10 protein-coding genes are annotated in these 12,515 nt (G+C 72.2%); 5 read left to right on the forward strand and 5 right to left on the reverse strand.

What is annotated here, in order from left to right:
* Positions 1-77: 77 nt before the first annotated feature.
* The gene (locus RI138_RS11920) at positions 78-1,118 is read right to left on the reverse strand and encodes a terpene synthase family protein (RefSeq protein ID WP_311119896.1); all 1,041 of its coding nucleotides are present in this window, start codon (positions 1,116-1,118) and stop codon (positions 78-80) included.
* Positions 1,119-1,365: 247 nt separating this feature from the next.
* On the opposite strand from RI138_RS11920, the gene RI138_RS11925 reads away from it, so the two are divergent.
* The 3 genes from RI138_RS11925 to RI138_RS11935 all read left to right on the forward strand — a co-directional run bounded on the left by RI138_RS11925 (position 1,366) and on the right by RI138_RS11935 (position 4,737).
* Entirely contained in the window at positions 1,366-2,313 is a 948-nt protein-coding gene (locus tag RI138_RS11925) for a peptidoglycan DD-metalloendopeptidase family protein (RefSeq protein WP_311119897.1), read from the forward strand.
* A 154-nt stretch (positions 2,314-2,467) separates the two neighbouring features.
* Positions 2,468-3,244: an FHA domain-containing protein gene (locus tag RI138_RS11930; RefSeq protein ID WP_311119898.1), complete on the forward strand. Its 777-nt coding sequence runs from the start codon at positions 2,468-2,470 to the stop codon at positions 3,242-3,244.
* Positions 3,245-3,282: 38 nt separating this feature from the next.
* Positions 3,283-4,737, forward strand: coding sequence for a serine/threonine-protein kinase (locus RI138_RS11935; RefSeq protein ID WP_311119899.1), 1,455 nt, complete (start codon positions 3,283-3,285; stop codon positions 4,735-4,737).
* Positions 4,738-4,865: 128 nt separating this feature from the next.
* Here the strand turns inward: RI138_RS11935 and RI138_RS11940 are convergent, their stop codons facing one another.
* The 3 genes from RI138_RS11940 to RI138_RS11950 all read right to left on the reverse strand — a co-directional run bounded on the left by RI138_RS11940 (position 4,866) and on the right by RI138_RS11950 (position 9,536).
* Positions 4,866-5,783, reverse strand: a complete 918-nt coding sequence (locus RI138_RS11940) for a coiled-coil domain-containing protein (protein ID WP_311119900.1) — start codon at positions 5,781-5,783, stop codon at positions 4,866-4,868.
* Positions 5,784-6,000: 217 nt separating this feature from the next.
* Positions 6,001-8,553 (reverse strand): SUKH-4 family immunity protein, encoded by a 2,553-nt coding sequence (locus RI138_RS11945; RefSeq protein ID WP_311119901.1) that lies wholly within the window; start codon positions 8,551-8,553, stop codon positions 6,001-6,003.
* Between the two features lie 5 nt (positions 8,554-8,558).
* Positions 8,559-9,536, reverse strand: coding sequence for an SMI1/KNR4 family protein (locus RI138_RS11950; protein ID WP_096630778.1), 978 nt, complete (start codon positions 9,534-9,536; stop codon positions 8,559-8,561).
* A gap of 235 nt (positions 9,537-9,771) precedes the next feature.
* Here RI138_RS11950 and RI138_RS11955 point away from each other — a divergent pair, with 235 nt between their 5' ends.
* Both RI138_RS11955 and RI138_RS11960 read left to right on the forward strand, forming a co-directional pair.
* Entirely contained in the window at positions 9,772-10,296 is a 525-nt protein-coding gene (locus RI138_RS11955) for a YwqJ-related putative deaminase (protein ID WP_096630780.1), read from the forward strand.
* A gap of 10 nt (positions 10,297-10,306) precedes the next feature.
* A complete protein-coding gene (locus tag RI138_RS11960; protein ID WP_311119902.1) occupies positions 10,307-10,837 on the forward strand; it encodes an SUKH-3 domain-containing protein in 531 nt (176 codons plus the stop codon).
* A 198-nt stretch (positions 10,838-11,035) separates the two neighbouring features.
* Here RI138_RS11960 and RI138_RS11965 read toward each other — a convergent pair whose 3' ends face one another.
* Positions 11,036-12,361, reverse strand: coding sequence for a sensor histidine kinase (locus RI138_RS11965; RefSeq protein WP_311122863.1), 1,326 nt, complete (start codon positions 12,359-12,361; stop codon positions 11,036-11,038).
* Positions 12,362-12,515 lie beyond the last annotated feature (154 nt).

Genomic DNA, 12,515 nt, shown 5'->3' on the forward strand with positions numbered 1-12,515 from the left:
AGCAAGCGCGAGAGCGATCTCGGTACGGGCGAAGCTGTCGCCGACGCGTTGCCGTGCGCCCCCGCCGAAGGCACCCTTCAGGGGCCGGTCGGCCGGGGCCCGTCGTGGTGGAGGAGGTCCTCCGCGAAGTTCGGCGCCTCGGGCGGCACCGTCGCCTCCGCCGCGTAGCGGTGCGTCTCCGTTTCCCACTGGTGGTAGCCGCGCATCCACGCCTTCATCGCGTCGACGTAGCGGTCGACGGCATGCCGGCCCTCGTCGCCGAGAGACAAGCCCGAGCAGACGTCGGGCAGTTGGCGCTCCAACTCCACGAACACCTCGATCCGCGCCATGGCCAGATCGCGGACGCGGTCCAGGGCCCGCTCGCGACAGAGGTTCTGTTCACGTTGCACCACCAGCACCGCGTTGTCGACGTCGCCGCGGGGCTCCTCCTTGACGACGGAGTACACGTCGTTGCAGAAGATCGGGACGTCAGTGGCGACCTGCCGCATCATGCGCAGTTGCGGCGTGTGGAACACGGCGGGCGGAACGAGGAACCCGCCGATCCGTTCGCCGTAGTCCATCAGAGTGGAGGTGCCGGCCATGCCTCGCCGCACCTGAAGGAAGTGCTCCATCCCCGGGACGGCACCGCCGACCCGGTCCATGGCCTCGCCCACGTAGGCGGCCAGGTAGTACTCCCAGTTGTGGGCGGCCCGAGCGCACCACGACGGCGCCATCCCGCGCACGCTGCGCTCCCAGAGCGAACCGAAGAACGACACCAGCGGCGACTCACCACGGCGCCGCTGCCGCAGCGGGGTGAACAGGACGTCGATCAACTCGCCGCACACCGCCGCAACGCGTTCGGGACACCTCCCCAACGGCCCGTCGAACTGGTCGTCGAAGAGAAAGAAGAACGCCATCTGGTCCACGCCCAGGGCCAGTTCGTCGCGGTCGGCGTACGGATATCCGTACCCGGCCAGCTGCGCCATGTCCCAGCTCAGATACCACTCCAGGGCCTCGTCGGTCGCGAGCATCCCGTGCGACCGCAACCGCTCCAGGTTGACCTCGCGCGCGTACACCACATGCGGGCTGCCGCGCAGCGGGAAGGGGATGTCGAACACGGGCAGGTGTACGTCAGCCATATGTGCGCCCCTCACCGGATACGCGCCCATCACCAGCGGGCCGCGTTGACGTCATCGCCGACGACACCAGACCGGCCGTCGATACCGGAAGGGCGCAGGGCGGCGCGGCGGGAGCGCACGAATGCGCCCCGGCACGCCCGGCCGCTCTCCCTCGCACCTAAGAGGTTGCCGGACCGTCCGCCAGTCCCCAGCATGTGTTCCGACGCTGCCCGAGGAGGCAGGGTCGGCGCCTTCCACAGGGGGGAACATGCTTCACCGCACGCACAGGCGGACGCGCAGTCGGACACACAGGCGCACGCGCCCCGGCCGACTCGGTCGGCTGCGTGCCGTCCTGGTCGCCGGATTCGCGGTTCTCGGGCTCGCGGGCACCACCGTGGCCGCCACGGCCGACGAGGGGACCGGCCCGACCGCCGACACCCGGGCGGCGGCCGCCGCCAAGCCGCTGTTCCAGATGCCGTTCGCGTGCGACACGCGGTGGCAGCTGAACACCTACGGCTCCGGTCACAGCCCCGCGCTGGACATCGTCGTGGAGAGGAACACCGGCTCCGACGCCAAGCCGGTGCTCGCCTCCGCCCCCGGCACCGTGTCCGCCGCCTACTGGGACAACGGCTCCGGCAACACCATCCAGATCAACCACGGCAACGGCTGGTTCACGGCGTACTACCACCTCAAGGACTCCCCCACCACGTACGTCCGCAAGGGGCAGTCGGTCCAGCCGTCCACCCGGATCGGACGCATCGGCACGACCGGCGCCTCCAGCTGGTCCCACCTGCACTACGAGCAGCGCTACAAGGCGTCGGGGGACTTCACCGACGAACGCCACCGCGTTCCCGTGCACTTCGACGGCGTCCAGTACACGGGCACCAACAAGGAGTGGCCGAGCGTGACCAGCCGCAACTGCTCGGGCTCCACTCCGGGCTGGCAGGACTGCCCGGCGGGATACGTCTGCTTCTACTCGGGCGCCAACGGCACCGGCTCGGTCTGCCGGTCGGCCGGCGACCAGCCCAACAGCACCTGCGGCTTCCGTAAGTCGTACTACAACAACGGCAATCCGCAGCCGGGTTACGACCACGTGCAGGTGTACTTCAAGGAAGGCGGCAGCCAGTGCATCCACCACGGCTGGGCCGACGGACGCGGGAACTTCGCGAGCGGCGGCAGGACGATCGACCGCTTCCACTGGCGCGGCGAATGCTGACAGCCTGACGGCCTGGCAGCGAACACTGACAGCCCGGCCGCGAATGCTGACGCCCTGACAGGGGGGGGCGAGACTCCGCCCGGCCTGCACGTCATGCAGATGTTTATCGACTCTTCCTACCCTTACGGCGCACCTTGGGGGAAGGAATCAGTCCATGTACACCATTATCGTGGTGCCGGGGCCCGGCATGAACCCCGGCGAGCAGCTCAGGCTGGCACCGGGAGAGACCCTGCGCTTCGGCCGGAAGGCATCCACCGGCCCATCGCCCCGGCTGACCATTCCGCATGACGGTGTCTCACGTTCCGCGGGCGAGATCACCGCGACGGACACGTACTGGTCGCTCAGCAACTTCAGCCGCACGGCGACGTACGCCGTCGAGAACCCTGAGGGCGCAGGGGAACACATCAAGGTCGCGCCGAGGCGGCTGGGCGCACCCGTGGCGTTCGAGTTCTCGCGGGTCGTCCTGCCCGCGGGCACCGAGCTGCTCAGCTTCGACGTGTGGGCACCGCGGCACGACTACGCCGCCGTCACGGCGGACGGGTCGGACCGGGACGAGCCCGCCGAGGACTGCGGAGGGGAGTCGACCGCGCTCGCCTTTCCCCTCGACCGGTCAAAGCGGTACTTCATCGTGCTGGCGGCCCTGTGCGAGTCACGCCTGAGCGGCGAGCCGTACGCGCCGGTGCCCACCGTGGAACAGGTCGTCGAGCGGCTGCGCCCGCAGTGGCCCGCGGCCAACCGGGCCGCCGTGCAGTGGAACATCGACTACCTGGCGGTGAAGCTGCGGCTCAAACCCGGCCCCGAGTCCTGCGAGCCCGGCCCCCGTCTCAACGGCAAGAAGGAGACCCTCGTCTCCCTCGCGCTCCGCTTCGACCTGGTGCGCGAGGACGACCTCGCGGCGCTGGCGCCCTCCACGAGCGGCGCGGCCCGATGAACGATCAGTCCGGCCCGGGAAGCGAAGGGTCCGGCCCGGTGAGCGGGCGGCAGCAGTCGTACGCCGTCGCGTCCGTTCCGCCCGGCTACCGCGTCGGCCCCTGGATCGTCGAGGAGCCGCTCGGCGCGGGAGCTTTCGGCAACGTGTACGCGGCCCACCACGAGGACCCCGACGCGGCCCCGGCCCGCGCCGCCCTGAAGTTCCTGCCCACCGGCACGCACACACCGCGCCAGCTACGCCATCTCCGGGAACTGGCCGAGCGGGAAGTGGCCCTGCTGAGCCGCCTCCGTTCACCGCGGCTGATCCGGATGTACGACGCGCTGACGGTGGACGCCCCGGCCCACCCGGAGCTCGACGGCGCCACCGTCCTCGTACTGGAGCGGGCACGGGGCTCCCTCGACACGCTGCCGGCCGCCGGCCGTCCGCCGCGGCAGGGGCCCGCCCTGCTCGTGCAGATCTGCGAGGGCCTGCACCAACTGCACGGCGCGGGCTGGGTGCACGGCGACCTCAAACCGGGCAACGTCCTGCTGATGGAGGACGGTACGGCACGGCTCGGCGACTTCAACATGGCCGCCGAACTGGAGGGCACACACGCGTACTGCCCCGCGTTCACGACCGCCGACTACACCCCGCCCGAGCTGCTGTGGTCCGAGGTCGGCGAGCGGGGCATGCGGATCCGGCCGACCGCGGACATCTGGGCGTTCGGGGTGCTGGCCCACCTGACCCTGACCGGCTCGTTCCCGCTGCCGGGCGGCACCCCGACCGCCCGGCGGGACGCGGCGGTGCGCTACGCCCGCGGCGAGGAGGAGCTGCGCCTCTCACCCGAACTCCCCGCACCCTGGCGGGGGATCGTACGGGACTGCCTCGCCCGTACGCACGAGGAACGGGCCCCGCACGACACCGCGTCGCTGCTGCGGCGAACCTCGGAGGCGGCGGCGGGCCGACTGCCGCACCGCAAGCACCGGCACCGCCCTCTGCTCGCGGCGGCGGCCTGCGCGCTGGCCCTGGCGGTGACGGGCCTCGGCATGCGGATGCTCCTGGACGGGGACCCCGGAACGAAACCGGTCGCCCCGACGAACGCCGGGCCCGTCGCGGACGCCCGCCCGGACGGGAGCGGCACCGGCCCCGAGCCGACGCAGACACCGACACCGACACCGACACCGAGGCAGACGGCCACGGGCTACGACCGCTGCATCCCCGGTTCCGTCTGTTTCTTCTCGGAGACGGACGGCAGGGGTGATATGTGCGCCTGGAGTGGCGACGACTCCAACTGGTTCGACGGCCAGAACGACTGCTCCTGGGCGGACACCCGCCGCCCGGGCTCGATCTTCAACAACGGCCTGCCCGACGCCAACGGCTACATCCACGTCACATACTTCGCCGAGCCCGGACTACGCAAGCGCCTCGGCTGCATCAAGAAGGGGCAGCGTCACGACCTCGCCCTGACGTCGAACGTGCTGTCCCACACCTGGGCCAAGACCTGCGCCTCATGACCTGCGTCGGCCCCGACCATGTCTCCTCCAACGGGACGGACCCTGCCTCGACATGGGCCCGGTGAAAGATCTCGACATGGCCCGGTGAAAAGATCCGGTCCGCTTCGGCACTCCGTCCGCTCCAGCCCTCAGGCCTCCTCCGCCCCTGCCGCCGCCTCCGCCTCCGGTGCCACCCGGCCCGTGAGCGCCGCCAGCGAACTGCGTACGTGCACCATGTGCGCCTGGACCTCCTCGCGGCCCTCCTCGTGCTCCCGCAGAACCCGCTCCGTCTCCCGGACCACCCGCTCCTCACGGACCCGGGCCTGAGCCAGCAGCTCGGCCGCCCGGGCCTCCGCGTCCTCCTGGCCGTGGCGGGCCGCCTCCTGGGCGGCGGCCAGCTCCCGGCCCGCCTCCGCGAGCAGCGCCTCCGCCCGCTCGGTCAGCTCCGCGTGGCGCACCGCCAACTCCGCCTCGGCCTCGGCGATCTCGGCCTCGGCGGCCTTGTGCCGCTCGGCATGCTCCTGCTCCTGGTGGGCCAGCACGCTCGCCGTGCGGCGGCGCGTCTCCTCCATCCCGGAGGCAGCGGCCGCCCGCACCTCATCGGCGTCCTGCCGGGCCGCGGCGAGCAACCCCTCGGCCTCCCGGACCGCCTCGGCCACCCGCTCCTCGGCCGCCCGTACGGCCGCCTCCCGCACCGCGTCCGCCGCCTCCCGCGCCGCGTCACCGGCCGCCCGGCCCTCCGCCCCGGCCTCGTCCCGCAACGCCTGGCCCGCCGCCACCGCCTCCGCGTGCAGCGCCTCGGCCTCGCTCTCGGCCAGCGCCAGAATCCGCTGGGCCCGCTCCCCCAGCTCCGCGTAGTCCTGCGGAGGCAGCGCCGCCACAGTCTCCGCCAGCCGGGCCGCCCCGGCGAGAAGTTCCTCGACCCTGACCGTCAGCCGGGAGACCTCCGCGAGCGCAGTGTCCCGCTCGGCGACCAAGGCAGCGGTCGCACGGTCCACCTGCTCCGGACTGTAGCCACGCCCCCGCACGCCGACGGTGTCGTACGCGGACACCGGTCCAGCACTCATCCCTGAAGCCCCTCTCCGACTCACCGATTCATCGATACGCCTCACCGACATGCCAAGGATGCGGCAATTAGTGCCGGAAGTCGGAATCGATCAGATGCTTTCAGGACGGAAGCGACCGGCATCACAGCCCCGGCCGCGCGGCATCGACCCCCATACGACGAGAGGCGCCCGAACCCTCCCCGGGTCCGGGCGCCTCATCACATCGATGACGTACGGCTCAGAGCAGGCCGTCCCACATCTGCTCCAGCAGCACCGACCACCAGTTCTCCGGCGACGCCAGCGCCGCCGGGTCCAGCGCCACCAGCTGCGCCTGGAAGTCGACCGTCCAGCGCCCCGCCTGCTCCGGGTTCAGCCCGAACCGCAGCCGCCACATCCGGCCCAGCAGCGCCATCGACCGCACGAACTCCGGCAGCCCCGTGTTCACGAACTGCGGCGCCACCGACTGACCGCCGGGCCCGGCCTCCACCGGAACGGCCACGATGTTCGCCGTCCCGTACTGGACGCAGAGCGCCTTGCCGAAGTCCGTGCCCATCACCAGATACGACCCCGCGTCCGGCGCGGCCTGAACCTGTCGCTGCGCCGCCAGCTCCCCCAGCGTCGGCACCACCGGCTGCCCCGGCTGCGCCCAGAAGAACGGCCCGAAATCGGCGGGCAGACCCGCCCACACCAACGTACGGGCGACGACCTCCGGCACCCCCTGACGGGACACCGCACGCTGATCGAACCGCAGAATGCCCTGCGGCCCGAACGCCTGCACCAGCTCCTCTGCCACCGCCTCCGGCGGCAGCGCGGGCGCGGGCGGCATCTGCGGCAGCGGAGCCCGCACCGGCGCGGGCCGCGCCGGGCCGTCCGCCACCTGGTGCAGCTCGCCCTGGTGCGTCAGCAGATGCTGCATGCCCTGCTGACGGCTCGCGTGGTCGGTGCCGTACGGAGCGACGCTGGTGATGCGCACCTGCGGCCAGGTCTCCCGGATCATCCGGGCGCAGTAACCGCCCGGCAGCTCACAGGACTCAAGCTCCGTGTGCAGCTCGATGACCTGCTGCGGCGGCACGTTCATCGCCCGCAGCTCGTGCAGCATCTGCCACTCGGGGTGCGGGGTACCCGGCGCCGAGCGGCGGATCAGCTGCTGCTCACTGCCGTCCGGAGCCCGGAACCGCAGCACGGCCTGGTAGCCGGGGCCCACGGTCGGCTGACCGGTGGGCTGCTGCGGATAGCCGTACGCCGGGGGCGGCGGGGTGTGCTGCCCGGGCGCGGGCGGCTGCGGTACGGGACCCGGGGCCCCGCCCAGCGATGCACCCGGGACACCCGGCGCACCGGGCATGCCGGGAGGACCGGGCGGGCCCACCTGGCCGGGCGCCGCGAACATCGTCTCCGCCTGGTGCACCCCGCCACCCGGAGGCGGCGTCGCACCCGGCGGCGGAGGCGGCGTCGCACCTGGCGGACCCGGAGGACCCGGAGGCTTCGGCGCACCGGGCGCGCCGGGCGGACCCGGAGGAGCCGGGACGCCCGCACCGATGCTGCTCCCGTCGGCCAGCATCGTCGCGGCATGGTGCACCCCGCCACCCGGAGGCGGCGTCGAACCCTGCGGCGGAGGAGGCGGACCAGGAGGCGGCGTCGCACCGGGCGGACCCGGAGGACCGGGAGGACCGGGAGGCTGCGGCGCGCCGGGGGTTCCGGGGGGCGGCGTGGCACCCGGCGCACCGGGCGGGCCGGGCGGGCCGAGCTGGGAGACGAGCTGCGTCGGGACGTACCCGCCCGCCGGAGCCCCGGGCGCACCCGGGCCCGACGGCGGCGGCGTCGAACCCGACGGCACCCCGGGAATCCCGGGCGCACCGGGAGGCGGCGGAGTCGACGAACCGCCCCCGCGCGCCCCGCGCGGCGGCACCGCGGCCTTGCTCGTCGCCGCGTCCGCGATCTCACCGGCCCCGCCCTGCGAGCCCTGCTCGGGCCGGAGGGCCGGAGCCACCTGCGTACGCGGCAGCTGGCTACCCCCGGACATCAGCGCGGTGGGCGCCTCCGCCGGGACGACCGGCGGCGGGGCCTCCTCGTCGTCCGTCCCCGACAGCGGCGGCGCGAACACGGTCGCGGGCAGCGGAACGGCCCCGTCGTCGGAGTCCGAGTTGGTGTCCGTACCCGCCCACGGGGTCGCCCCCGCGGGAACACCCTCGGACGCCGTCGGCTCGTAGGCCCCGCCACCGCCGGCCGCGGGCCAAGAGGCCCCGGAACCCCCGGAGCCCCCGGAGTCCCCGGAAGAGGAACCCCCGGACGCGGAACCTCCGGACTCCGCGGGCTCCTGAGCAGGAGCCGCAGCCGGAGCCGCAGCGGACGTCCCGTCCGGCGCGGGGGCCGCATCCGGGGCCGCCCCCGACTCCCCCCGCTCCGCCCGATGATCCGGAATACCCAGCTTGTCCGCCGCCTCCTGGAGCCACTCCGGAGGAGTCAACAGGAACGACGTCTGATTCAGATCCACCCGCTGAGGCGGCTCCGGCGCAGCGGCGGGCGCATCCGCCGCGACCCCGTACTCCTCCTCGTACCGCCGGATCACCTCACCCACCGGCAACCCCGGCCACAACGTCGCCTCACCGCTGTCCCGGGCGATCACCAACCGCTGACGACCACCGTCCGAGACCGGGCCCTCCGCCCGGTCCTCGGCCCACACCACGAAACCCAGATCGAACTCACGGACCCGCACCTCACGGTGCTGATACGCGGGCACGTCACCGTTGACCCACTCGTCCGCCCGCTCCTGCGCCTGCGCGAAAGTCACCACCGCGCTCACCCCTCCACCGGGACGACGCGCGCGAAGCCACCGTCCACCATCAGGTTCGCCACCGTCTCCAGCTCCGGCGGATTACCCGCGAGCCGCTGAAGGAAGGCGTCGAAGTCCGCCCCACAGGGCAGCAACAACCGCTCCGAACGCTCCTGGACACTCCAGCCGTCCTGGTCTCGGGCATCGTCGTACGGGCAGAACCACACCGAGCCGGGATCCTGACCGCGCACCTTCACCGCGAGAATCCCGCCCTGCACGAAAGCGACACCCAGGAAGTCCTTGGTGAAGTGGTCCCGCAGGCACTTGTTCACGTACACCAGATCGTTCACCGCCGCCTCGTCACGCACCGTGAAGAACGGCTGGTCCACCAGCAGCCCCAGCTCCGCGTCCAGCGCCGCACCCACCGGGGCCGAACCACCAGCAGCCTTCAGGAACGTGCGGTACGCACCGGGCAGCCGGTAGCCGAGATCCTCCTCGACACCCTGGATCTGCTGCTCGCTCACCGCGACAGCACCCTTCGGCAGCCGGAAATGCGCCGGACGCGTCTCCTGCAAGGGACGGGTACCCCGCCGGTTCTGGTCCACCTCGGTCCCCGCCAGACCACCGTGATGACGCAGCAGCGCCTTCACCTCGACCGGCACCAGCTCCATCCGCCGGCCACCCGCCACGTGGTGCCACGTCCAGCCGTGCGGGGTCGCCACCGCGGGAATCGTGTCCCACAGATCGTGACCACTCGCCGCCATCGCCGCATTCGCCGACACGTAGTCGGTGAGACGCAGCTCGTCGATACCGAACCCCTGCGGCGGATCCGCGATCTCCGCGGCGGCACGCGCATACGGCGAAAGAACCGGATGACCGTTCACGTCCATCCGCACACCTCTGGGGTGGCGGGACGCCCGGACCGGGTCCGGGAAGTGCACGACCTGCCCGGCATAGGCCGCGTTCGGTGGCGCGGCTTGCTGCCCGAGCCGACCTGTCGTCATGGCTGTTGCCCCCTGCTGCGTCTGGTGTTCCGCACAGCCTAAGCGGTGGGACAACAGCGGGCCCCGCCCCGCCGGTTCCGTCACGAACGGTCACATTCACGTGACAGTGAGGCGACGGTCTCGCACCTTCGGGCGACACGCAGGCACGATTCCCTGCCCCAGCTTCCCCACCACCCGGCACATTTGGCAGGCTGTCCCCGCAACTCGGGGGATTGCAGGGAGGGACGTCAGCACAATGCATTCCGCACAAACCGTCACATCAGGGGATCCGCGACTCAGCTGGAGCAGCACCGAGAACAGCACCACACCACGACTGCTCCACCGCCGCGACGGGATCCTCCCCGCCGTGGCCGCCGCCCTCTCCGTACGCGGAGAGACCCTCACCTGCACCGCGGGCAAGGGGGACCAGCCGCCCGCACTGCACCCACTCGTCCAGGACTTCCTCGACACCCTCACCACCGGCCAGCGCGAACGCTTCACCGGCCGCTGCCCCGAAGCCATACTGCTCTCCCGCCAGCTCACCGCCGCCGAGAGCGGACGCTCCAAACGCGCCCAGCGAAAACCCCTGACCAACGGGGAAGCCCGCCGCGCACTCAAACACTCCCGCCTCACCGCCCGCCGCATCCGTGAGGACGGCGACCCCCTCCACGGCAGCTACGCACCACCCTGCCGCTCCTGCTCCGCACTCCTGTCCCACTTCGGCGTACGCCCCGTCGACCTCACCACCACCGGCGCCGCGACCACCGCCGAGAAGGGCTGACCGCCCACACATGCACGACCAGCTCCCGCACCTTCCGCAGCAGCACAACACCACCCGCTTCCCCGTCGCCGTCGACGCCGCCCTGCGCGAAGCGGGCTGGCAGCCCGGACGCTGGGACATCCGCCAGGCCGAGGAATGGGCCGACGCCCTGCGCTCCCACGCCTCCCCCGCCGGCCACCGGCACGCCGTCTTCCCGGCCGCGGTCGAGGCCTGGGCGGAATTCGGCGGCCTCCACATCACCGCATCCGCACCCGGCCGGCACATCGCACCGGCCGCGGTCCGCGTCGACCCCCTGCACGGCCTCCACCTCGCCCGTACGCTCGGCGACCTCGGCCGCGCCCTGGAAACAGAGGTCGCCCCACTCGGGTCGGAAGGCCAGGAACAGGCGGTCCTGGCCATCGACACGGAAGGCCGGGTCTACAGCGTCGACCACACAGGGGACTGGTTCCTGGGCACGGACATCGATCAGGCGCTCGCCACGCTCATCACGGGCACGCAGCCATCCCGCCTGACGTCCTCCCCCAGCCCGCCCGGCGCCTGAGGACGAACACACCACCCGGCACGAACGGGCACCATCGCTCCCCGCACACGGAGGGGCAGCCGCTCCCCACAACCAGGGCTCCGTCCTCGAACGCCGGACGGGCTGGGGCCAAGCGCCACCGTCAGACACCGCACGGGCCTGAGGGGGGCCAGCCCGTCATCAGGGCGCCTCAGGGGCGAAAGCGGCCGAAACCCGCAGTCAGGCGCTCGAACCGTCCGGAAGCACCGCTGACACCCGGAAACCCCCCGCGTCCGTCGGACCCGACACGAACACACCCCCCAGCCCCAACACCCGCTCCCGCATACCCACCAGCCCGTTCCCCCCGCTCGGCAACCCCGCATCCGCCGCCGCCGCATCCGAAGGACCGTTCTCCACCTGCATCGCGACCTCGGACTCCCGATGCGCGAGCCGCACCCACGTCTTCGCGCCCGCCGCATGCTTGTGCACGTTCGTCAACGCCTCCTGCACCACCCGGAACGCGGTCTGCTCCACCTCCGGCGGATACGGCCGCAGCTCACCGTCCACCGACAGCTCCACCACCATCCCCGCCTGCCGCGACTGCGCCACCAGCGCCTCCAGCTCACTCAGCCGAGGCCCGTCCTCCGACGCCTCGGCGGCAGCCGCGGCCACCGCCTGCCCCACCGAAGCCAACGGCACCACACCCCCGCCCGCAGCGGCAGGCGCGGTCAGCGCATCCCCCGAACGCAGCACCCCGAGCATCTCCCGCAGCTCCGTGAGCGCCTGCCGGCCCATGTCCCCGACCAGCGCCGCATTCCGGACCGCCTTCGCCGGATCCTTCGGCGCCACCGCCTGGAGAGCGGCGGCGTGCACCACCATCAGACTCACCCGATGGGCGACCACGTCATGCATCTCCCGCGCGATCCGCGTCCGCTCCTCCGTACGCGCCCACTCGGCCCGCTCCTCCGCCCGGTCCGCGAGCAGCGACAACTCCCGCTCCAGCGAATCGGCCCGCTCCCGCAAGCTCTCCATCAACCGCCGCCGGGCCCCTATGTAGAGGCCCAGCAACACGGACGGAGCCGTGAGCCCCACCGCCATGAAGACGGACATCAGCGGTACGTACCAGTCCCCAGGCCCGAAATCCGCCTGCTCGGCCACGGTCTGCCGCAGCCGCACGTACGTCACGATGAACGTCCCCACCAACGCCATCCCCGCCAGCACGACGGTGATCCGGCGCGGCACCTCGGACGCGGCCAGCGTGTACAGGCCGACCAGAGCCATCAGGAAGCCCATCTCGGCCGGCGTCATCGCGATCGACACCAGCACCACGACGATCGGCCACCGCCGCCGGACCAGCAGCACCGAACCCGACAGCAGCCCGAACACCACACCCACCGGCACCGGCAGACCGGCACTCCGGGCGAACTCCACCCCCTCCAGGCCACACTCCAGCGCCGATACCAGCGCCAGTCCCACGTCCAGGGCGACACTGCGTCGCCGCTCCCACCACCAGTAGCCGCGGGTGGTCGATCCCGCCGCCTCCTGGTCTGCCCCCGTTGCGGTCATGGCATCCAGCCTACGGGCGGACGCATCCCAATTTCCGGTGACCGGCAACAGCACGTTCCGCGTTCGAACGTGCACGAAACAGATGCCGATCGCCTGAAATGGCGAATCGACCGCGCTTTCGACCCGGACGTTCGCATTCCGGACGACGATCACC

Origin of the sequence: Streptomyces durocortorensis (assembly GCF_031760065.1) — a bacterium.
Taxonomy (GTDB): domain Bacteria; phylum Actinomycetota; class Actinomycetes; order Streptomycetales; family Streptomycetaceae; genus Streptomyces.